This window comes from Pseudomonas sp. FW305-3-2-15-C-LB1, from assembly GCF_058787615.1.
Genome location: NZ_JBYSZX010000007.1, coordinates 43,109 through 64,384, shown reverse-complemented (window position 1 = coordinate 64,384; position 21,276 = coordinate 43,109). Strand labels below are relative to the sequence as shown.

The 21,276-nt window shown below is 61.4% G+C and carries 22 protein-coding genes; 13 read left to right on the top strand and 9 right to left on the bottom strand.

Annotation, left to right across the window (positions count from 1 at the left end):
• The first annotated feature begins 20 nt into the window (after window positions 1-20).
• The 3 genes from AC3WP7_RS15645 to AC3WP7_RS15635 all read left to right on the top strand — a co-directional run bounded on the left by AC3WP7_RS15645 (window position 21) and on the right by AC3WP7_RS15635 (window position 3,665).
• On the top strand, window positions 21-1,079 hold the full coding sequence (locus AC3WP7_RS15645; protein ID WP_092241445.1) for a PA0069 family radical SAM protein: 1,059 nt from the start codon (window positions 21-23) through the stop codon (window positions 1,077-1,079).
• 227 nt (window positions 1,080-1,306) lie between these two features.
• Complete coding sequence (locus AC3WP7_RS15640) at window positions 1,307-2,038, top strand: carbonic anhydrase (protein WP_071490929.1); 732 nt, start codon at window positions 1,307-1,309, stop codon at window positions 2,036-2,038.
• Between the two features lie 85 nt (window positions 2,039-2,123).
• Window positions 2,124-3,665, top strand: a complete 1,542-nt coding sequence (locus tag AC3WP7_RS15635; protein ID WP_102592504.1) for a SulP family inorganic anion transporter — start codon at window positions 2,124-2,126, stop codon at window positions 3,663-3,665.
• Window positions 3,666-3,717: 52 nt separating this feature from the next.
• Here the strand turns inward: AC3WP7_RS15635 and AC3WP7_RS15630 are convergent, their stop codons facing one another.
• Window positions 3,718-4,365 carry a hypothetical protein gene (locus tag AC3WP7_RS15630; RefSeq protein WP_058424413.1) on the bottom strand — a complete coding sequence of 216 codons (648 nt, stop codon included), beginning with the start codon at window positions 4,363-4,365 and terminating at the stop codon, window positions 3,718-3,720.
• 367 nt (window positions 4,366-4,732) lie between these two features.
• On the opposite strand from AC3WP7_RS15630, the gene coxB reads away from it, so the two are divergent.
• The 4 genes from coxB to AC3WP7_RS15610 all read left to right on the top strand — a co-directional run bounded on the left by coxB (window position 4,733) and on the right by AC3WP7_RS15610 (window position 9,127).
• Window positions 4,733-5,860: a cytochrome c oxidase subunit II gene (coxB, locus tag AC3WP7_RS15625; RefSeq protein ID WP_093120150.1), complete on the top strand. Its 1,128-nt coding sequence runs from the start codon at window positions 4,733-4,735 to the stop codon at window positions 5,858-5,860.
• Between the two features lie 58 nt (window positions 5,861-5,918).
• Window positions 5,919-7,505, top strand: coding sequence for a cytochrome c oxidase subunit I (ctaD, locus tag AC3WP7_RS15620; RefSeq protein WP_016978771.1), 1,587 nt, complete (start codon window positions 5,919-5,921; stop codon window positions 7,503-7,505).
• A gap of 147 nt (window positions 7,506-7,652) precedes the next feature.
• Window positions 7,653-8,204: a cytochrome c oxidase assembly protein gene (locus tag AC3WP7_RS15615; RefSeq protein WP_071490934.1), complete on the top strand. Its 552-nt coding sequence runs from the start codon at window positions 7,653-7,655 to the stop codon at window positions 8,202-8,204.
• Between the two features lie 35 nt (window positions 8,205-8,239).
• Entirely contained in the window at window positions 8,240-9,127 is an 888-nt protein-coding gene (locus AC3WP7_RS15610) for a cytochrome c oxidase subunit 3 (protein WP_071490935.1), read from the top strand.
• Between the two features lie 6 nt (window positions 9,128-9,133).
• Here the strand turns inward: AC3WP7_RS15610 and AC3WP7_RS15605 are convergent, their stop codons facing one another.
• Complete coding sequence (locus tag AC3WP7_RS15605; RefSeq protein ID WP_102592503.1) at window positions 9,134-9,337, bottom strand: twin transmembrane helix small protein; 204 nt, start codon at window positions 9,335-9,337, stop codon at window positions 9,134-9,136.
• A gap of 28 nt (window positions 9,338-9,365) precedes the next feature.
• On the opposite strand from AC3WP7_RS15605, the gene AC3WP7_RS15600 reads away from it, so the two are divergent.
• From AC3WP7_RS15600 to AC3WP7_RS15580, 5 genes are read left to right on the top strand one after another with little or no spacing between them, the layout of a single operon-like run.
• Complete coding sequence (locus AC3WP7_RS15600; protein WP_071490936.1) at window positions 9,366-10,130, top strand: SURF1 family protein; 765 nt, start codon at window positions 9,366-9,368, stop codon at window positions 10,128-10,130.
• Complete coding sequence (locus tag AC3WP7_RS15595) at window positions 10,096-10,680, top strand: PA_0111/PP_0108 family redox-active disulfide protein (RefSeq protein ID WP_092241439.1); 585 nt, start codon at window positions 10,096-10,098, stop codon at window positions 10,678-10,680. Before AC3WP7_RS15600 ends, AC3WP7_RS15595 begins: the two co-directional genes overlap by 35 nt.
• A gap of 10 nt (window positions 10,681-10,690) precedes the next feature.
• Entirely contained in the window at window positions 10,691-11,770 is a 1,080-nt protein-coding gene (locus AC3WP7_RS15590) for a COX15/CtaA family protein (RefSeq protein ID WP_092241437.1), read from the top strand.
• Window positions 11,758-12,657, top strand: coding sequence for a heme o synthase (gene cyoE, locus AC3WP7_RS15585; protein ID WP_102592502.1), 900 nt, complete (start codon window positions 11,758-11,760; stop codon window positions 12,655-12,657). The genes AC3WP7_RS15590 and cyoE overlap by 13 nt, the downstream gene beginning before the upstream one ends.
• Window positions 12,654-13,289, top strand: a complete 636-nt coding sequence (locus AC3WP7_RS15580; protein WP_102592501.1) for an SCO family protein — start codon at window positions 12,654-12,656, stop codon at window positions 13,287-13,289. The genes cyoE and AC3WP7_RS15580 overlap by 4 nt, the downstream gene beginning before the upstream one ends.
• Window positions 13,290-13,433: 144 nt before the next feature.
• On the opposite strand, the gene AC3WP7_RS15575 is transcribed toward AC3WP7_RS15580, so the two are convergent.
• From AC3WP7_RS15575 to AC3WP7_RS15565, 3 genes are read right to left on the bottom strand one after another with little or no spacing between them, the layout of a single operon-like run.
• A complete protein-coding gene (locus AC3WP7_RS15575) occupies window positions 13,434-14,204 on the bottom strand; it encodes a MetQ/NlpA family ABC transporter substrate-binding protein (RefSeq protein WP_093514273.1) in 771 nt (256 codons plus the stop codon).
• A gap of 51 nt (window positions 14,205-14,255) precedes the next feature.
• Entirely contained in the window at window positions 14,256-14,930 is a 675-nt protein-coding gene (locus tag AC3WP7_RS15570) for a methionine ABC transporter permease (protein ID WP_010207814.1), read from the bottom strand.
• Window positions 14,930-15,937 (bottom strand): methionine ABC transporter ATP-binding protein, encoded by a 1,008-nt coding sequence (locus tag AC3WP7_RS15565; protein ID WP_093514274.1) that lies wholly within the window; start codon window positions 15,935-15,937, stop codon window positions 14,930-14,932. Before AC3WP7_RS15565 ends, AC3WP7_RS15570 begins: the two co-directional genes overlap by 1 nt.
• Before the next feature lie 265 nt (window positions 15,938-16,202).
• Here AC3WP7_RS15565 and katE point away from each other — a divergent pair, with 265 nt between their 5' ends.
• Window positions 16,203-18,332 carry a catalase HPII gene (gene katE / locus AC3WP7_RS15560; protein ID WP_071490942.1) on the top strand — a complete coding sequence of 710 codons (2,130 nt, stop codon included), beginning with the start codon at window positions 16,203-16,205 and terminating at the stop codon, window positions 18,330-18,332.
• A 101-nt stretch (window positions 18,333-18,433) separates the two neighbouring features.
• On the opposite strand, the gene AC3WP7_RS15555 is transcribed toward katE, so the two are convergent.
• Genes AC3WP7_RS15555 through AC3WP7_RS15540 form a run of 4 tightly spaced genes read right to left on the bottom strand, consistent with a single transcriptional unit; the run spans window position 18,434 to window position 21,239 of the window.
• Window positions 18,434-19,153: a PA5502 family lipoprotein gene (locus tag AC3WP7_RS15555; RefSeq protein WP_071490943.1), complete on the bottom strand. Its 720-nt coding sequence runs from the start codon at window positions 19,151-19,153 to the stop codon at window positions 18,434-18,436.
• A 37-nt stretch (window positions 19,154-19,190) separates the two neighbouring features.
• Entirely contained in the window at window positions 19,191-19,979 is a 789-nt protein-coding gene (znuB, locus tag AC3WP7_RS15550; RefSeq protein WP_102592500.1) for a zinc ABC transporter permease subunit ZnuB, read from the bottom strand.
• Entirely contained in the window at window positions 19,972-20,757 is a 786-nt protein-coding gene (gene znuC, locus AC3WP7_RS15545; protein WP_092241423.1) for a zinc ABC transporter ATP-binding protein ZnuC, read from the bottom strand. The genes znuB and znuC overlap by 8 nt, the downstream gene beginning before the upstream one ends.
• Window positions 20,757-21,239 carry a Fur family transcriptional regulator gene (locus tag AC3WP7_RS15540; RefSeq protein WP_012721520.1) on the bottom strand — a complete coding sequence of 161 codons (483 nt, stop codon included), beginning with the start codon at window positions 21,237-21,239 and terminating at the stop codon, window positions 20,757-20,759. The genes znuC and AC3WP7_RS15540 overlap by 1 nt, the downstream gene beginning before the upstream one ends.
• Between the last annotated feature and the right edge of the window lie 37 nt (window positions 21,240-21,276).

Sequence of the window (21,276 nt, the reverse complement as noted above, 5' to 3'; positions counted from 1 at the left end):
AACAGTATCGAGGCGTTTTCATGTCTACTCCGTTGCCGCCCCGTGGCCGGGGCACGGCCACCAACCTGCACAACCGCTTCGCACCGACTGTCAGCGTGGTCGAGGATGACGGCTGGTTCCAGGAAGTGCCGCCGACCCAGGGCACTGAAGTGCGCATCGAAACGGCCAAGACCATCATCACCCGCAACAACTCGCCGGACTTGCCGTTCGATCGTTCGATCAACCCCTACCGTGGCTGTGAGCACGGCTGTATCTACTGCTACGCGCGGCCGAGCCATGCCTATTGGGACATGTCGCCGGGGCTGGATTTCGAAACCAGACTGATCGCCAAGACCAACGCCGCCGATGTGCTGGAACAGCAGTTGTCGAAACCGGGTTACGTGTGCGCGCCGATCAACCTTGGGTCCAACACCGACCCGTACCAACCGATCGAGCGCGAGTACAAGATTACCCGGCAAACCCTGCAAGTGCTGCTGCGCTATCGCCATCCGGTGACCATCATCACCAAGGGCTCGCTGATATTGCGCGATCTGGACCTGCTCACCGAGTTGGCGCGCCAGCGGCTGGTCGCCGTGATGATCAGCCTCACCAGCCTGGACGACGAACTCAAGCGGATCCTGGAGCCACGCACGGCGGCGCCCAAGGCGCGCCTGCGCGCGATCCGGGTGATGCGTGAGGCGGGGATCCCGGTGGGCGTGCTGTGCTCGCCGATGATTCCGATGATCAATGACAGTGAGCTGGAAAGCCTGCTGACCGAAGCTCACGCTGCGGGCGCGCAAAGTGCGGCGTACATGATGCTGCGCCTGCCGCTGGAGGTGGCGCCGTTGTTCGAGGAGTGGCTGGCGGCGCATTACCCGCAGCGTGCGGCCCATGTGATGAGCCTGGTGCGCCAGGTGCGTGGCGGCGAGGTGTATGACAGCCGCTTCGGCGTACGCATGCGTGGCGAAGGGCCGTTTGCCGACTTGCTGGCGCAGCGCTTCAGCAAAGCCATCAAGCGGCTGGGGCTCAACCGGCGGGAAGGGTTTGACCTGGATTGCACGGCGTTCTGTCCTCCGGGCAGACAGATGGCATTGTTGTAGACTGACAGGGCAGAACGCACCGTTCCTGTAGGAGTGGTCGCGTTTTGACATCACTGAAACCCGCGATCTAGAGCGGTTCATTCAGTTTGAGTTAAGTTTCGGCGGTTACCTTGTTCAGCGAGTGACTGATGAGTCGGCACTGTGGCCCCTGGCGTTTTACAACTAATCCACTGGCCAAGCGTCCAACTGACCTGAAAACTCCCCTGCATTAATCAAGAGGATGAATCATGAGTGACAAGGATAAACAGCCGTTGGCTGCGTCGGCTTCTGCCCCTCAGGTGGCTGAAACCGCCGATGCAGCGCTGAAGCATATCGTTGACGGCTTTTTGCATTTCCATCACGACGTCTTCCCCCAGCAGGAAGAACTCTTCAAAAAACTCGCCACGGCCCAGAGCCCACGGGCGATGTTCATTACCTGCGCCGACTCGCGCATCGTGCCTGAGCTGATCACCCAGAGCTCTCCTGGCGATCTGTTCGTGACGCGTAACGTCGGCAACGTCGTACCGCCTTACGGCCAGATGAACGGCGGTGTTTCCACGGCCATCGAGTACGCGGTACTCGCCCTTGGCGTGCAGCACATCATCGTCTGCGGGCACTCCGATTGTGGCGCCATGCGCGCGGTGCTCAACCCTGACAGCCTGGAGAAGATGCCGACGGTCAAGGCCTGGCTGCGGCATGCTGAGGTTGCCAAGACCATGGTCCATGACAACTGCGACTGCGCCAATGAAGGCGAGAGCATGAAAGTGCTCACCGAAGAAAACGTCATCGCCCAACTGCAACATTTGCGCACCCACCCCTCCGTGGCTTCGCGCATGGCCAATGGTCATTTGTTTATCCACGGTTGGATCTACAACATCGAGACCAGTGAAATCCGCGCCTACGATGCCGACCAGTCGACGTTCCGACCGTTGAGCGGCGACGGACCGATCCCTTGCGCGACGCCTAAAGCGCGCTTCTAACACACTTCCCTGCCGGGTAAAGCGGTGGCTGCCATGGACGCAGCCAGGCTTTACCGCGCCCGGCGAATGCCTCGGGAGAGTCATCATGCGTGCTGCTCAATTGAAAGCTGTATTGCCAAGGGAGCTGCTCGCTTCCGTGGTTGTGTTTCTGGTCGCCCTGCCCTTGTGCATGGGGATTGCGATCGCCTCTGGCATGCCGCCGGCCAAAGGCTTGATTACCGGGATTATCGGTGGCCTGGTGGTGGGCTGGTTGGCGGGCTCGCCGTTGCAAGTCAGTGGCCCGGCGGCGGGCCTGGCGGTGCTGGTGTTCGAGTTGGTGCGCCAGCACGGCATGCTGATGCTCGGGCCAATCCTGCTGCTGGCGGGATTCCTGCAACTGGTTGCCGGGCGTTTGCGCCTGGGCTGCTGGTTTCGCGTCACGGCACCGGCGGTGGTGTACGGCATGTTGGCGGGGATTGGCGTGCTGATTGTACTGTCGCAGATCCACGTGATGCTCGACGGCGCGCCCAAGCCTTCGGGGCTCGACAATCTGGCAGGCTTCCCGGCGGCACTGGCCGACGCAATCCCGACCCTGGGCGGCGGCCTGGGCTGGCAGGCCGGGTTGCTCGGTTTGTCGACGATGCTGGTGATGTACGCCTGGGACAAATTGCGCCCGCAGCAACTGCGCTTTGTGCCCGGTGCTTTGCTGGGCGTGGGCCTGGCCACGGCTGTCAGCCTGGTGCTGGCGTTGCAGGTCAAGCGTGTCGAAGTCCCGGAAAACCTTGCTGATGCCATCGACTGGCTACGCCCCAGCGACCTGTTGAACCTTGCCGATCCCCAACTGTTGATCGCCGCATTTGCCGTGGCGTTTATCGCGAGTGCTGAAACGCTGCTGTCTGCGGCGGCGGTCGACCGCATGCACAGCGGTCAGCGTTCGGATTTCGACAAGGAGTTGTCTGCTCAAGGGGTGGGCAACATGCTCTGCGGCCTGGTCGGCGCCTTGCCGATGACCGGCGTGATCGTGCGCAGCTCGGCCAACGTGCAGGCCGGTGCAACCACGCGCTTGTCGGCGATGTTCCATGGCCTGTGGCTGCTGGCGTTCGTGCTGTTGCTGTCGAGTGTGCTGCAAAGCATCCCGGTGGCGAGCCTGGCGGGTGTGCTGGTGTACACCGGTATCAAGCTGGTGGACATCAAGGCCTTCAAGGCGCTGGGACGCTATGGGCGGATGCCGATGTTTACCTACGCGGCCACGGCGCTGGCGATCATCTTTACCGACCTGCTGACCGGCGTATTGGTGGGCTTCGGGCTGACGTTGGTCAAGCTGGCGTTCAAGGCTTCGCGGTTGAAGGTCAGCCTGATCGACCTGCCCCAGGACGGTGAGATGGAGCTGCGCCTGACCGGTGCGGCGACCTTTCTGAAAGTGCCCGCGTTGACTCAAGTATTGTCGACGGTGCCTGTCGGGACGACCGTGCATGTTCCGCTGAGCAACCTGAGTTACATCGACCATTCCTGCCTGGAACTGCTGGAGGAATGGGGGCGGGCCAATGCGGCCAAGGGCTCGACGTTGGTGATCGAGGCGCGCGGGTTGAAGCGTCGGCTGGAAGGCCGGGTGAGGACGACGACGGGGATAGGCTCCGCGCCAGCCTGAACAGCAAAACAACGCCTGTAGGAGCCGGCAAGCCAGCTCCTACAAGGCGGGATCAGGCCGGCTGATCCAGCGCCAACTCAACCCCCAGCTGTCGCGACAGGCATGGCCAGCGCTTCCACGCGGCTTCCGTGTCGGGGCTCTTGAGCTGTTCGCGATAAGCCTCCACGGACTCCAGCGCAAAGCTTTCTTCGTTGAGCATTTCATCCACTGCGTGGTGTACCGCTTCATCCAGCTGGTTGGCGAAGGTTTCGCCGATCAGCTGATGGGCAATGACATTGGCCACCGTGGTATCGGCCGGAATCAACGGCTGGCCGAAGTGCTTGATATACAGATCGTTGACCTCTTCGACCAGGCGATGAGCCAGGTAGGCCTCATCCAGCAGGCCATCGAGACCTTCATGGCCGGCCAGGATGGCAGGCGGTTGCAGGAAGAAGTGCTCGGCGATTTTCAGTACCGGTTTGATCTGGCTTTCGATACCGGCCTCGCGGGCCACGTCGTTGGCGGCGTCCAGCAAGTCCGGGACCAAGTCGATGTAGGCGGTGACAAAGCGGGTCATGACAATGTTGCGATCACCGTCAGCCAGGGAGATGGCCGAATGCAGGTGCGGCAATTGTTTTTCCAGTTGCAGGGCAAGCTGGCCAGTGCTGGCTTCGTGTTGATGGGCACGGGAAATCTGCTCGCGCAATGCGGCGGTGTTCATGAAAGCTCCAGTGATGCAGGCGTAGGAAAAGGGAGAAGATAAGGTAGCTCGTTTATACGAGCGCCTCAGACGCATTTGTCATAATTATTTCATGGTTATGCGCCCGCGTTATATCGAATTGCCATCGTTCGTCGGATAAACGATTCCGTGCCCGGTTCTATTGACTCCAGCCAGTCATTTCTACTCATTTGCCCCTACACATTGCGGGGTTGCAGAGCCTGTCTATACTCGGATTTGTACGCGATTAGCTGATGACGCCAGACTGCATAAGCAGGCAAGGCCAGGCGGTTGTAAGCAGTATGGAAGCCGCTCCCTTCGACGCAGGTGCAAACCGGCGGGATAACAAGAACGATAAGGGGAACCCGCAATGATGCGACATCCACATGTTTGGATGGGCCTCCTGTTGTGGTCGGTATTCGGCCAGGCACATGCCGCCTGGACAACGAATATGGCGCCAGGGGCGACAGAAGTCAGTCACGCTGTGTTCGACCTGCACATGACCATATTCTGGATCTGTGTGGTGATCGGCATCATCGTGTTTGGCGCGATGTTCTGGTCGATGATCGTTCATCGCCGGTCTACGGGCCAGGTCGCGGCCAAGTTCCACGAGAGCACTACCGTGGAGATCCTCTGGACCGTCGTGCCCTTGCTGATCCTGATCGCGATGGCCATTCCGGCCACCAAGACCCTGATCAATATCTACGACAGCAGTGAGTCGGATATCGATATCCAGGTCACCGGCTACCAGTGGAAATGGCATTACAAATACCTGGGCCAGGATGTGGAGTTCTTCAGCAACCTGGCCACGCCCGCCGAACAGATCCACAACCAGGCGACCAAGGGCGAACACTACCTGCTGGAAGTCGACCAGCCGCTGGTGTTGCCGGTGGGGGCCAAGGTGCGCTTCCTGGTGACCGCCGCCGATGTGATCCACTCCTGGTGGGTGCCGGCGTTTGCGGTCAAGCGCGACGCGATTCCCGGCTTCGTCAACGAGGCCTGGACCCGTGTCGAGAAGCCCGGCATCTACCGTGGCCAGTGCGCCGAGCTGTGCGGCAAGGACCACGGCTTCATGCCCATCGTGGTCGAGGTCAAGTCCAGGGCCGACTACGACACCTGGCTCGGCGAGCGCAAGGCAGAGGCCGCCAAGCTCAAGGAGCTGACCTCCAAAGAGTGGACCCTGGAAGAGCTGGTGGCCCGTGGCGACAAGGTCTACCACACCACCTGCGTGGCCTGTCACCAGGCCGAAGGCCAGGGCCTGCCGCCGATGTTCCCGGCGCTCAAGGGTTCCAAGATCGCCACCGGTCCCGCCGCCGATCACCTGAGCCTCGTGTACCACGGCAAGCCCGGCACCGCGATGGCGGCGTTCGGCAAGCAGCTCTCGGAAGTGGATATCGCCGCCGTGGTGACCTACGAGCGTAATGCCTGGGGTAACAACAAAGGCGACATGGTCACGCCTAAAGACGTGCTGGCCATCAAGCAGGCGGAAAGCAAATGACCTCTCTCATGGCATTGACCGCGACCCGCCCCGCCCACTCGCTTGCAGGAGAACGACCATGAGCGCTGTGATCGACGACCATGGTCACGCCGACCATGCCCACGGCCCCGCCAAGGGCCTGATGCGCTGGGTGCTGACCACCAACCACAAAGACATCGGCACCATGTACCTGTGGTTCGCCTTTGCCATGTTCTTGCTCGGCGGCTCGTTCGCCATGGTGATCCGGGCCGAGCTGTTCCAGCCCGGCCTGCAGATCGTGCAGCCGGCGTTCTTCAACCAGATGACCACCATGCACGGTCTGATCATGGTGTTCGGCGCGGTGATGCCGGCGTTTGTCGGCCTGGCCAACTGGATGATCCCGTTGATGATCGGCGCGCCCGACATGGCCCTGCCGCGCATGAACAACTTCAGTTTCTGGCTGTTGCCGGCGGCCTTCCTGCTGCTGGTCTCGACGCTGTTCACGCCAGGCGGCGGGCCGAACTTTGGCTGGACCTTCTACGCGCCGCTCTCCACCACCTACGCGCCGGAAAGCGTGACGTTCTTTATCTTCGCCATCCACCTGATGGGTATCAGCTCGATCATGGGCGCGATCAACGTGGTCGCCACCATCCTCAACCTGCGTGCCCCGGGCATGACCTTGATGAAAATGCCGCTGTTCGTCTGGACCTGGCTGATCACCGCGTTCCTGCTGATCGCGGTCATGCCGGTGCTGGCCGGGTGTGTGACCATGATGCTGATGGACATCCACTTCGGTACCAGCTTCTTCAGCGCGGCCGGCGGCGGTGACCCGGTGCTGTTCCAGCACGTGTTCTGGTTTTTCGGCCACCCCGAGGTGTACATCATGATCCTGCCGGCCTTCGGCGCCGTCAGCTCGATCATCCCGACCTTTTCGCGCAAGCCATTGTTCGGCTACACCTCGATGGTCTACGCCACGGCGAGCATTGCGTTCCTGTCGTTCATCGTGTGGGCGCACCACATGTTCGTGGTGGGCATCCCGTTGGTGGGCGAGTTGTTCTTCATGTACGCCACCCTGCTGATTGCCGTGCCCACCGGGGTGAAGGTGTTCAACTGGGTCAGCACCATGTGGCAGGGCTCGCTGACCTTCGAAACGCCGATGCTGTTCGCCGTGGCCTTCGTGATCCTGTTCACCATTGGCGGTTTCTCCGGGCTGATGCTGGCGATTGCCCCGGCGGACTTCCAGTACCACGACACCTATTTCGTGGTGGCGCATTTCCATTACGTACTGGTGCCCGGCGCGATCTTCGGCATCTTCGCCTCGGCCTACTACTGGCTGCCGAAATGGACCGGCCACATGTACGACGAAACCCTGGGCAAGCTGCACTTCTGGCTGTCTTTCGTGGGCATGAACATGGCGTTTTTCCCGATGCATTTTGTCGGGCTGGCGGGCATGCCGCGCCGGGTGCCGGACTACAACCTGCAGTTCGCTGACTTCAACATGGTCTCGTCGATCGGCGCGTTCATGTTCGGCGCCACGCAGATCTTCTTCCTGTTTATCGTGATCAAGTGCATCCGTGGCGGCCCGCCGGCGCCGGCCAAGCCCTGGGATGGCGCTGAAGGCCTGGAGTGGAGCATCCCTTCGCCGGCGCCATACCACACCTTCACCACGCCGCCGGAGGTCAAATGAACACGCCTTGGCACTGCTTACACGGCCAATGTGGGAGAGGGCTTGCCCCCGATGGCGGTGTGTCAGCCGACATCATGATTGGCTGTAAAACAGCCATCGGGGGTAAGCCCCCTCCCACAATGGCCTCATTCACATTGGGTGGGCGTCATGGCTGAATACTTGCCGATCAAGCGCCTGGTCACACGGCTGCTGATCCTGGTGGTGGCGATGTTCGCCTTCGGCTTTGCGCTGGTGCCGATCTACGACGTGATGTGCAAGGCGTTCGGCATCAACGGCAAGACCGCCGGGCAGTATGAGGGCGAGCAGGTTGTCGACCCGACGCGCCAGGTGCGCGTGCAGTTCCTGTCTACCAATGCCATCGACATGGTCTGGGATTTCTATGCCAAGGCGGACGAAGTGGTGGTCAACCCGGGCGCGGTGACCGAGATGCTGTTCGTGGCCCACAACCCGACTGACAAGCCGATGACTGCCCAGGCCGTACCGAGCATTTCCCCGGCCGAAGCGGCGATGTATTTCCACAAGACCGAATGCTTTTGCTTCACCCAGCAAGTGCTGCAGCCGGGCCAGCGGATCGAGATGCCGGTGCGCTTCATCGTCGACCGCGACATGCCCAAGGATGTGAAGCATCTGACTCTGGCGTACACGCTGTTCGATATCACTGCGCGCCAACCGCCGGTGGCTGTACATACCGGCGGCTAGCTACTGTTTGCCCCCTCAATCAGGAGAGCGAATACATGTCGACTCATGATACGTACTACGTACCAGCGCAAAGCAAATGGCCGATAATTGCCACGATTGGCATGCTGGTCACCGTGTATGGACTGGCTGTGTGGTTCAACGACCTCAAGGCGGCACGCCCGGAATCCCATGGCCCGTGGATCTTTTTTGTCGGTGGGCTGCTGCTGGCTTACATGCTGTTTGGTTGGTTCGGTGCGGTCATCAAGGAAAGCCGCGCCGGTTTGTACAGTTCGCAGATGGACCGTTCGTTCCGTTGGGGCATGACCTGGTTCATCTTTTCCGAAGTGATGTTCTTTATCGCGTTCTTCGGTGCGCTGTTTTATGTGCGGCACATGTCCGGCCCGTGGTTGGGCGGTGAGGGTCACAAGGGCATTGCGCACATGCTGTGGCCGAACTTCGAGTTTGCCTGGCCGTTGCTCAACAACCCTGACCCCAAAATGTATCCCGCGCCTGAAGGCACCATCAGCCCTTGGGGTCTGCCGCTGGTCAATACCATCCTGCTGGTGAGCTCCAGCGTGACCATTACCATTGCCCACCATGCCCTGCGCAAAGGTCATCGCGGTGCGTTGAAGATCTGGTTGGCGATCACGGTGCTGTTGGGGCTGGCGTTCCTGGGGTTCCAGGCCGAGGAGTACATCCACGCCTATAAAGAGCTGGGCCTGACGCTGGGCTCCGGCGTGTATGGCGCAACGTTCTTTATGCTCACCGGCTTCCACGGCGCCCACGTGACCATCGGCACCCTCATTCTGTTCGTGATGCTGATGCGCATCCTCAAGGGGCATTTCAATGCCGAGCACCAGTTCGGCTTCGAGGCGGCCAGTTGGTATTGGCACTTTGTGGACGTGGTGTGGATCGGGCTGTTTTTCTTCGTTTACGTGCTGTGAGGCGGCTTACCACGGCGCATGAGAAACCAGTTGGCCGCTGAAAAAGCCCCAGGTGATCAAGGCCAGGGTGATCACGGCCAGCACGACACGCAAGGTCAGGGCGTTGACGAGGCGATTGGAGTTGCCCTCGTCCTTGACCAGGAAGAACAAGCCACTGAACAGGCTCACGACGGTCGCGATCAGCATCAGGGCAATAGCAGCTTTGAGCATGGTCGGGCTCCACGGGGATGGGCGGGCAATGAAAACAAGTATAGCCAGCGCCGCAAAACGCTTTCGTCCAGGAATCGCACCCACCTTAGTGGTGCTGGTACTGCTGCCCCTGATGGTGGGGTTGGGGTTCTGGCAACTGTCGCGCGGCCATGAAAAGCAGCTGCTGGTGGACAGTTATGCCGAGCGGCGCGCAGCGGAGCCGATCAGCAGTGCGCAACTCAATGACATGGCCGACCCGGCCTTTCGCCGCGTGCGCTTGCGCGGGCAGTTGGATGCCGGGCACAGCGTGTTTCTCGATAACCGCATGCGCGACGGCAAGGCCGGCGTAGAGCTGCTGCAACCCTTCCACGATCAGGCCAGCGGCCTGTGGCTGTTGCTGAATCGCGGCTGGCTACCCTGGCCGGACCGGCGCACGCCACCGGTATTCAGTACCCCGGAGCAGCTCTTGAATCTGGATGCCTGGGTCTACGTCGCCCCTGGCGAAACCTTCCAATTGCACGCCGACCCCGCCAGTGCGCAATGGCCACGTCTGCTGACGGCGCTGCACCCTGCCGCGTTGTGGGCGCAATTGGGCCGCAGCGGTTTCGCCTATGAGCTACGTGCCGAGCCCGGCCCCGGCACTTACGAAACCAGCTGGCCCATCGTGGCCATGGGGCCGGAAAAACACCTGGCGTATGCCGTGCAGTGGTTCGCCATGTCGCTGGCGTTGCTGGCGCTTTACCTCTACCTCGGATGGCACAACAAAAAGGAGAAGCCCCATGGGAGCGGCCATGAATCCACCCAACATGTCTGAGGTGCCTGATCGGCGCAAAGGCCGTTGGCAACTGATTCTGATCCTGATGATGGTGATCGGCCCGATGGCGCTGGCCACTTTCATGTACAAGCTGCAGTTCTGGGTGCCGCAAAGCCGCAGCTACCACGGCGAGATGATCGGCAACGGCCAGACCCGCGCCGACATTGGCGTGCCGGCCGATGAGCAGCGCTGGCAACTGCTGGTCACCGCGCCCGCCGCCTGCGCCGCCGATTGCCAGCAACTGGTCTACCTCGCGCGTCAATTGCAGATTGGCCTGGGGCGCGATGCCTCCCGCGCCAGCCATGCCTTGGCCAGTGCGCAGCCGCTGGACAGCGACTATGACGCCAAGCTCAAGGCCGAGTACCCGCAACTGCAACGCTACCCGCTGGACCTGTCGACCTTCAGTAAAAACGCCGCTGCACCGGGGGATGCTCAGCTGTGGATCGTCGACCCCCACGGCAACCTGGTGCTGCGCTATGACACCAAGGTCAAGGGCAAGGACTTGCTCAACGACCTGCGCCACCTGCTGAAACTGTCGAACATCGGATAGGGGCACCGTCATGGCCAAACCTGGATTTCGCCTCGCGTTGTTTGCCACCTTGCTGGCGCTGATCGTTGTGCTGCTCGGCGCTTATACCCGCCTGACCCATGCGGGTCTGGGCTGCCCGGACTGGCCCGGCTGCTATGGCTTCATCGGCGTGCCCAACACCGAAGCCCAACTGGCCCACGCCGAGCTGCACTTCCCCGATACGCCGGTGGAGGCGGACAAGGGCTGGGCCGAGATGACCCATCGCTACTTCGCTGGCACCCTGGGCTTGCTGATTGTGTTGCTGGCGGCGCGCTCGTGGAGCCATCGGCGCGATCCGGGCCAGCCGGTGAAGCTGCCGCTGTTTGTACTGGCGGTGGTGTTCGCCCAGGCGGCATTTGGCATGTGGACGGTGACATTGAAGCTGTGGCCGCAGGTGGTGACGGGGCATCTGTTGGGTGGCTTTGCGACCTTGAGCCTGCTGTTCCTGCTGACCCTGCGTTTGTCCGGCGTATTGCCCGCGCTGATCGTGCCCAAGCGCCTGCAATATTGGGCGACGGCAGGCCTGGTGCTGGTGATCGGCCAGATTGCCCTGGGCGGTTGGGTCAGTTCCAACTACGCGGCGGTGGCCTGTATCGATTTGCCAACGTGCCATGGGCAGTGGTGGCCGGCAGCGGACTTTGCCAACGGCTTCCACCTGACTCAACACATCGGCCCCAATTACCTCGGTGGGCAGTTGGACAGCGAGGCGCGCACCGCCATCCATCTGACCCACCGCATCGGCGCCGTCATCGTCAGCCTGGTGCTGCTGGGCCTGGCCTGGCAGTTGCGCGCAGTCGGCATGACGCGGTTGGCCGGCTTGCTGTTGATCGCCCTGGCGGCGCAAATCTGCCTGGGCCTGAGCAATGTGTATTTCCACCTGCCGCTGCCGGTTGCGGTAGGGCATAACGCGGGCGGTGCGGCGTTATTACTGACGCTGGTACTGGTCAACTATCACGCGCGCACCAGTCTGGTCCGGGTGCGCAACCAGTTGCCGTTCGGCTGGCGCTTTATTCCACGCAAACACGTATCGGGCCTCGTTACCCTTAAAGGAGAGATGCCATGGCGACCTTGATCGGCGCACGTCACGACCAGGCCATCTGGCGTGATTATCTGGAGCTGACCAAGCCCAAGGTGGTGGTGCTGATGCTCATCACCTCGCTGGTGGGGATGTTCCTGGCGACTCGCGCTGGTGTGCCGTGGACCGTGCTGGTGTTTGGCAACCTGGGGATTGCCCTGTGTGCAGGCGGCGCGGCGGCGGTCAACCATGTAGTGGACCGACGCATCGATGCGGTAATGGCGCGCACTCACAAGCGGCCGTTGGCGGAGGGCCGGGTGTCACCGCTGGCGGCGTTGGCCTTTGCTTTGTTTCTGGCTGTTGCCGGGTTGGCCCTGTTGCTGGCATTCACCAATCCGCTCGCAGCCTGGCTGACGCTGGCCTCGCTGCTCGGCTATGCGGTGATCTACACCGGTTTTCTCAAGCGTGCGACGCCACAGAATATTGTTATCGGCGGCTTGGCCGGTGCAGCGCCGCCCTTGCTGGGTTGGGTCGCCGTCACCGGGCATGTCAGCGCCGAGCCTCTGCTGCTTGTGTTGATCATCTTCGCCTGGACCCCGCCACACTTCTGGGCCTTGGCCATCCATCGCAAGGAAGAATACGCCAAGGCCGATATCCCGATGCTGCCGGTGACCCACGGCGAGCACTACACCAAGGTGCATATCCTGCTCTACACCTTTGCCCTGCTGGCGGTGAGCCTGATGCCCTATGTGATCCACATGAGCGGCCTGCTGTACCTCGGCTGCGCCCTGGTATTGGGCGGGCGCTTTCTGCAATGGGCCTGGGTGTTGTACCGTGGCGGTCGGCCGCACGCGGCGATCAACACCTTCAAGTACTCTATCTGGTACTTGCTGCTGCTGTTTATCGCCCTGCTCGTAGACCACTACTTACTGTTGAACCTATGAATCGAACTCAAAAGACTGTCTTCATCCTGGTGGCCCTGGTGGCACTGATCATGGGCCTGACCGTTAACAAAGTGCTCTCGGGCAAGGGCCAGGGCGACCCTACCGCGCTGATCGACGCAGGTATCATCCTGTTGCCGCAAAGCCGTCAGTTGCCGCCGGTGACCATGACCAACCAGGACGGCCAGCCGGTGCTGGTCAACGAATTGAAAGGCAAGTGGAGCCTGTTGTTCTTCGGCTACACCTTCTGCCCGGACATCTGCCCGACTACCCTCGCCCAGCTGCGCCAGATCAAGAGCGAGCTGCCTAAAGAGGCTGTGGATAAGTTGCAGGTGATTTTGGTCAGTGTGGATCCGAACCGCGATACGTCGACCCAGCTCAAACAGTACCTGGGCTACTTCGACCCGCAGTTCCAGGGCCTGACGGGCGCGAATGTGGAGGAGGTGCAGAAGGTCTCTAATGCGGTGAGCATCCCGTTTATTCCGGCGGACACCAGTAAGCCGAACTACACCGTCGACCACAGCGGCAACCTGGCATTGATCGGGCCGGATGGGACTCAGCGCGGGTTCATCCGTGCGCCGTTGAACAACCAGAAGCTGGTGGCGCAGTTGCCGGGGTTGTTGAAGCGTCAGTAACAGGCGACACATAACAAATGTGGGAGGGGGCTTGCCCCCGATAGCAGTGGGTCTGCCACCAGATGCAGTGACTGACACTCAGCAATCGGGGGCAAGCCCCCTCCCACATTTTTTGATCTTCAGCGTGTTGGAGATCGAATCAGATCAGAACGCCGGCTTGATCGCGCCTTTGTACTTCTCTTCGATGAATTGCTTCACTTCAGGCGTGTGCAGGGCTGCAACCAGCTTCTTCACGGCGTCCGAGTCCTTGTTGTCTTCGCGGGTCACCAGGATGTTCACATAAGGCGAGTCGCTGCCTTCGATCACCAGCGCATCCTTGGACGGGTCCAGCTTGGCTTCCAGCGCGTAGTTGGTGTTGATCAGCGCCAGGTCGACCTGGGTCAGTACGCGCGGCAGGGTGGCGGCTTCCAGTTCGCGGAATTTCAGGCCTTTCGGGTTGGCGGTGATGTCCTTGATGGTCGACAGGATGTTGGTCGGGTCCTTCAGGGTGATCAGGCCGTTCTTGGCCAGCAGCAACAGGGCCCGGCCGCCGTTGGTGGCGTCGTTGGGGATCACCACATTGGCGCCGCTTGGCAGTTCGTCCAGCTTCTTGTACTTGCTGGAGTAGGCGCCCAGGGGTTCTAGGTGCACCGCGCCGACGCTCACCAGGTGGGTGCCCTTGGCTTTGTTGAATTCATCCAGGTACGGCTGGTGTTGGAAGAAGTTGGCGTCCAGGCGCTTTTCCGCGACTTGTACGTTCGGCTGCACGTAGTCGGTGAAGACTTTGATCTGCAGGTCCACGCCTTCTTTGGCGAGGGCAGGTTTCACGAATTCGAGGATTTCCGCGTGTGGGACCGGCGAAGCCGCGACCGTGATGGTCTCGGCGTGGGCGGAAAACGCGGCAACGGCGGCGAACGCAACCAGTAGTTTCTTCATCCAACAAGCTCCTTGTTCGGGCATGTGCCGGCTTATCCCCGGCAATGGCCGTTATTTTCGAGAAAAGTGCACCACCAGCTTGTCGCCGACGGTTTGCAGAATTTGCACCAGGATCAACAGCATCACCACCGTGACCACCATCACGTCAGTCTGGAAACGCTGGTAACCGAAACGGATCGCCAGGTCACCCAGGCCGCCGGCACCCACCACACCGGCCATGGCCGTGTAGGACACCAGTGTAATCGCGGTCACCGTAATCGCCGCGAAAATGCCTGGGCGCGCTTCGGGCAGCAAGGCGTTGGTGATGATCTGGCGCGTGCTGGCGCCCATCGATTGCGTGGCTTCGATAATGCCGCGGTCCACTTCACGCAGCGCGGTTTCCACCAGGCGTGCGAAGAACGGCGTCGCGCCCACCACCAACGGCGGAATCGCACCAGCCACACCCAGCGAAGTGCCGGTGATCAATACGGTGAACGGGATCATCACGATCAGCAGGATGATGAACGGCAGCGAACGCAGGATGTTCACGATCAGCGACAGCAGCGCGTACAGGCCCTTCTGTTCGAACAGTTGGCGCGGGCTGGTGAGGAACAGCAGCACGCCCAGGGGCAGGCCCAGCACTACGGTGAAGAACAGTGAGCCGAACAGCATGGTCATGGTGTCGCCGGTGGCGAGCCAGATTTCGGACCAGTCGATATTGGCGAAGAAACTCAACAGGACGTCCATTAGCGCAGGATCTCCATGTGGACGTCAGCAGCGGTGAAGCGCGCAAATGCGGCGTCCATGTCGCCACCGGTGACGGCGAGGGTCAATTGCCCGTAAGGGATGTCTTTGATGCGGTCGATACGACCGGCGAGGATGCTGTAGTCCACGCCCGTTTCGCGTGCGACGGTGCCCAGCAGCGGCGCGTAGGTCGCTTCGCCCTGGAACGTCAGGCGCACGATGCGGCCGGGTACGTGAGCGAAGTCATCGCGTTGCTCGTTTTCGTCGACCTGCTCGGACTCTTGCACGAAACGCTTGGTGGTTGGGTGCTTGGGGTGCAGGAATACATCGGCCACCGAGCCTTGCTCGACGATCACGCCGGCGTCCATTACGGCCACCTGGTCGCAGACACGGCGGATCACGTCCATTTCATGGGTGATCAGCACGATGGTCAGCTTCAGCTCGCGGTTGATCTCGGCCAACAGTTGCAGCACCGAGGCGGTGGTCTGCGGGTCGAGGGCGCTGGTGGCTTCGTCGCACAGCAGGATCTTCGGCTTGGTCGCCAGGGCGCGGGCGATGCCGACGCGTTGTTTCTGGCCGCCGGACAACTGCGCCGGGTACTTTTTGGCGTGGTCCGACAGGCCGACGCGGGCGAGCAGTTCTGCGACGCGCAGGTCGATGTCCTTGCGCGACAATTCGCCGGCCAGGGTCAGTGGCAGTGCCACGTTGTCGGCGACGGTCTTGGACGCCAGCAGGTTGAAGTGCTGGAAGATCATCCCGACCTGCTGGCGGAAACGGCGCAGGCCGTTGGCGTCCAGGGCGGTGACTTCTTCGCCATCTACCCTGATGGTGCCGCCGCTCGGTTCTTCGAGGCGGTTGATCAGGCGCAGCAGGGTGCTTTTGCCCGCGCCGGAGTGGCCGATGAGGCCGAACACCTGGCCGTTTTCGACACTCAGACTGGTGGCGTGCAGCGCGGGAATATCCCTACCGGCGACGCGGTAGGTTTTATGGACGTTTTGAAACTCGATCACGTAGCGAACCTTGTGGGGCGCATGGAAAAGGGATCAGCGGTTAGCCGGGCGCGCATTTTAGCCTGTCTGTATAGCGTTTCTTAGCATTTATTTCGTATTCAACCAGCGATTTGGCAATAACGCGATCAAAGGTCATAAAAAAGGAACGGTACAAAACCGCGTCAGTCACTACTTAAGCAACTCGATTTCCCAGGTGCCGTGCCTGGGGTTTTGCTCAAACGAGCCGGGGACCGCTCTGGCCACTTTGAATAAGGAGTTTTGACTGATGAGTAGCAAAAAGCCAAAGAGCGAGCTAGCGGGCACCGACACCCTGGATCGTGGTAACACCAACGCCAAGCTGCAGGCCCTGGAGGCCTTCCGCTCCGATGCGACCGGTCAGGCCCTGCGTACCAATCAGGGCGTCAAGATTTCCGACAACCAGAACACCCTGAAAGTGGGCTCCCGTGGCCCATCGCTGCTGGAAGATTTCATCATGCGTGAAAAAATCACGCACTTTGACCATGAGCGTATCCCGGAGCGCATCGTGCATGCCCGTGGCACCGGTGCCCATGGCTATTTCCAGACCTACGAGAACCATTCGGCGCTGACCAAGGCTGGTTTCCTGCGTGACCCTGGGCATAAAACGCCGGTCTTCACGCGCTTTTCCACTGTGCAGGGCCCGCGCGGTTCGGGTGATACGGTGCGTGATGTGCGCGGTTTTGCCGTGAAGTTTTTCACCGAAGAAGGCAACTTCGACCTGGTGGGCAACAACATGCCGGTGTTTTTCATTCAGGACGCGATCAAGTTTCCTGACTTCGTACACGCCGTGAAGCCCGAGCCGCACAATGAAATTCCTACAGGCGGGTCGGCGCATGATACCTTCTGGGACTTCGTCTCGTTGCAGCCTGAATCGGCGCACATGGTGATCTGGGCGATGTCTGACCGTGCCATTCCAAAGAGCCTGCGCAGCATGCAGGGTTTTGGCGTGCACACCTTCCGCCTGGTGAACGCCGAGGGGAAATCCAACTTCGTCAAATTCCACTGGCGTCCTACGGCGGGTACTTGCTCGCTGGTGTGGGACGAAGCGCAAAAGCTGGCCGGTAAAGATACCGACTACCACCGCCGCGACCTTTGGGAAGCCATTGAGATGGGCGACTACCCTGAGTGGGAATTGGGCGTGCAGGTGATTCCCGAGGACAAGGAGCATGCGTTCGACTTCGATATCCTCGACCCGACCAAGCTGATCCCTGAGGAGCTGGTGCCGATCACGCCGCTGGGCAAGATGGTGCTCAACCGCAACCCGGACAACTTCTTCGCTGAAGTCGAGCAGGTCGCGTTCTGCCCAGGCCATATCGTGCCGGGTATCGACTTCTCCAACGATCCACTGCTGCAAGGTCGGCTGTTTTCCTACACTGACACGCAGATCAGTCGACTCGGCGGGCCGAACTTTCATCAGTTGCCGATCAACCAGCCGGTCACGCCGCTGCATAACAACCAGCGCGATGCCATGCACCGCAGCACCATCGATAAAGGGCGAGCCTCTTATGAGCCGAACTCCATCGATGGCGGCTGGCCGAAGGAAACGCCACCGGCTGCGCAGGATGGTGGTTTTGAGTCCTACCCTGAGCGCATCGACGCGCACAAGATCCGTGAGCGCAGCGAGTCGTTCGGCGATCACTTCTCCCAGGCGCGTCTGTTCTTCCACAGCATGAGCAAGCACGAACAGGAGCACATCATTGCGGCTTACAGCTTTGAGCTGGGCAAGGTCGAGCGCGAGTTTATCCGCGCGCGTCAGGTCAACGAGATCCTGGCCAACATCGACCTGGAACTGGCCAAGCGCGTGGCGCAGAACCTGGGGCTGCCCGCGCCGACCCAAGGCACGGTGCCTGTCCGTAAAACCCAGCCGGAACGTTCGCCGGCATTGAGCCAGGCAAACCTGCTGCCGGGTGATATCAAAACGCGAAAAGTGGCGATTCTTGCCGCGAACGGCGTTGATGGTGCTGCAATTGATGCGTTGAAGAAGGCACTGGAAGCCGAGGGCGCACATGCCAAGCTGCTGGGGCCAACCTCGGCACCGGTAAAAACGGCTGATGGTAAAAGCCTGAAGGTGGATGCCTCCATGGAAGGTATGCCGTCGATTGCGTTCGATGCGGTATTTGTCCCTGGCGGGAAAGACTCTGTTAAAGCCTTGAGTGGTGATGGCGTGGCGTTGCACTTCCTGTTGGAAGCGTACAAGCACTTGAAGGCGATTACCGTCGCCAACGACGCTAAGTCATTGCTGGATCTGTTGAAGCTTGAGGCGGATGCGGGACTGATCGTCGGGTCGGATGCCAAGGCGTTCAAGGCATTCTTTGCCGCGATTGCCCAGCACCGGGTCTGGGATCGTGAGCCTAAGGCCAAGGCGATTCCGGCTTAAGTCTTTGGTTGTTTGTTAGATCGTCATCGGGGGCAAGCCCCCTCCCACATTTTGAGCTGTGAATACATTCAAAGTGCGGGAGGGGCTTGCCGCCGATGGTTTTATTCCGCCTTGCGCGGAATAAGCACAACCTGCGCCGGAATCTTCTTCAGAATCTGCCGGTGAATCTTCAGGTCATACCCCGAATCAATTCGCTTCACCCGTTTGGTCAGCAACGTGGCCAGCCACGGGTAATCCTCTGTGCGCGGCGCCTGGATGCTCACATCGCATTGGTAATTCACCACGTCGGTGGCAATTGCATCCAGCTGATGGCGCAGTTCTTCGATGTTGGTGAGGTTCAACGCCACGGTGGTGCTGGGCGCCGTGGGGTCGATGACCTTGGCGGCGGGCTTGGCCTCGGCGGCTTTCAGGTCGGCTTCGGCTTTGTCCAGTTCGGCCTTGCGCGCATGGCTGATGGCGCTGTTGACGCCACCGGTCAGCGCGGGTGCCTTGGGCATCAGGGCGCGGGCACGGCTCAGGGCGGTCGCCGCAGCGTTTACGTCGCCCTTTTGCAGCACGATCTGGCTGCGTTGCAAGTAGGCTTCAGCCAACTGCCGCTGGTAGGTTTCCAGCGCCGGGTCGTTGGGCGACTGGGCTTGCAGCGCCGCTAGCTGGTCTTCTGCGGTGGCCAGTTCGCTGCTGGCCAGGTTTTGCTCCAGCTGTGCGATGGCCGCAGCGCGTGCGTCCGGGGCCTCGGGGACGGCGGGCGGTGTGCTTTGACAGGCGCCCAGCAGCAGGGAAAATGCGGCAAGGAGCAGATAACGGGAGGTGAACGGCTTCATTCCTGCGACTCTCTATTTGCGCAAAAAGCGAGCAAGTCTACACCCCTCGACGGGGCAGGACAAAACTCAGCAGAAACAGGGCGGCGGCCGTGACCACAATCGACGGCCCGGCCGGCGTGTCCTTGAACCAGGACAACGCCAGGCCCCCGCACACAGCGAGCATCCCCAGCAGGCTGGCGCCCACCGCCATCTGCTCCGGTGAGCGGGCGTGGCGCTGGGCAGCGGCCGCAGGAATGATCAGCAGCGACGTGATCAACAATACGCCGACAATCTTCATCGCGACAGCGATCACCACGGCGATCAATAACATCAGGGCCAGGCGCAGGGCCGGCACGGGCAAGCCTTCTACCGTGGCCAGCTCTTCGTGCACGGTAATCGCCAGCAGCGGGCGCCACAGCGCGACCAGCAGCGCCAGTACGGCCGCGCTGCCGCCGAGGATCCACGCAAGGTCGCCGGGGCTGATCGCCAGCAGGTCGCCGAACAGATAGGCCATCAAGTCGATGCGCACTTCATGCATGAAGCTCAGCACCACCAGGCCCAGGGACAGGGTGCTGGGTGCCAGGATGCCCAATAGGGTGTCGGAGGCCAGGGGCTGGCGCTGTTGCAGGGTCACCAGCAGTACCGCTAATAACAGGCAGCCAACGGTCACGGCGATGGTCGGGCTCACATCCAACAGAAAGCCCAGGGCCACGCCCAGCAGCGCGGCGTGCGACAAGGTGTCGCCAAAATAGGCCATGCGCCGCCAGACCACGAACGAGCCCAACGGGCCCGCCACCAACGCCAAAGCCAAGCCTGCCAGCAGGGCGTAGAGCAGAAAATCAGCCATGCTTGCAGCTATCTCCATGAACGTGGGTATGAGGGGCGGCGGGGTCATCGACGACGGCGCCATGCAGGTCGTGGGCGTGGTCGTGATGGTGGTGGTAGATCGCCAGGCTCTGGGCGTTCTTGCCGAACAGCTCGACGAACGCCGGGTCGCCGCTGACCTGTTCCGGATGGCCCGAGCAGCACACGTGGCGGTTGAGGCACACCACCTGGTCGGTGGTGCTCATCACCAGGTGCAAATCGTGGGACACCATCAATACGCCGCAGCCATGGCGGTCGCGCAGACGGGTAATCAAGCTGTACAGCTCCGCCTGGCCGGCGACGTCGACGCCCTGCACGGGCTCATCCAGCACCAGCAGTTCCGGCTCGCGCAACAGGGCGCGGGCCAGCAGCACGCGCTGCATTTCGCCGCCGGAAATGCTTTGCACCGGGCTGTCGATCACCTGTTCGGCGCCGACTTCCCTGAGCGCCGCCTGGGCGCGGGCACGGTCTACGCCGGGCACCAGGCGCAGGAAGCGCAGGACTGACAATGGCAAGGTTGGATCGACATGCAGCTTCTGCGGCATGTAGCCGACGCGCAGCTTGGGCTTGCGCCACACACTGCCGGTGTCGGGCTTGAGCAGGCCCAGCACGGCACGCACCAGGGTGGTCTTGCCGGCGCCGTTGGGGCCGATCAGGGTAACGATCTGCCCCGGCTCCACGCTCAGTGCGATGTTATCCAGCACGTTTTGCCCGGCGAACGTGACCCCGACCTGCTCCAGGCGGATTAACGCGTTGCTCATCAAGCCCCCTGGCAGCCCGAGCACAGGCCGACCACTTCGACCGTTTGCCCTTCGACCCGGAAGCCGACATCGGCCGAGCTTTTGATGATGGCGTCGCTGATGCTTTTTTGTTCAAGCTCGATGGCGGCGTGGCACTCGCGGCAGATCAGGAACTGGCCCTGGTGCGCGTGTTCCGGGTGGCTGCAGCCGACGAAGGCGTTAAGCGAGGCGATGCGGTGCACCAGGCCGTTTTCCAGCAGGAAGTCCAGTGCGCGGTACACGGTGGGCGGCGCGGCGCGGCGGCCGTCCTGCTCGCTGAGCACGCCGAGAATGTCGTAGGCGCCCAGCGGCTTGTGGCTCTGCCACACCAATTCCAGCACGCGGCGGCGCAGTGCGGTCAGGCGCAGACCCTTCTGTGTGCACAGGGTGTCGGCTTCCGACAGCGCGGTATGCACGCAGTGAGAGTGGTCGTGGGGACGGCTGGCAAGCGGTGTTTTAGGCATGAGCGGCGACAGATATTTGATAGAGACGTTATTATGT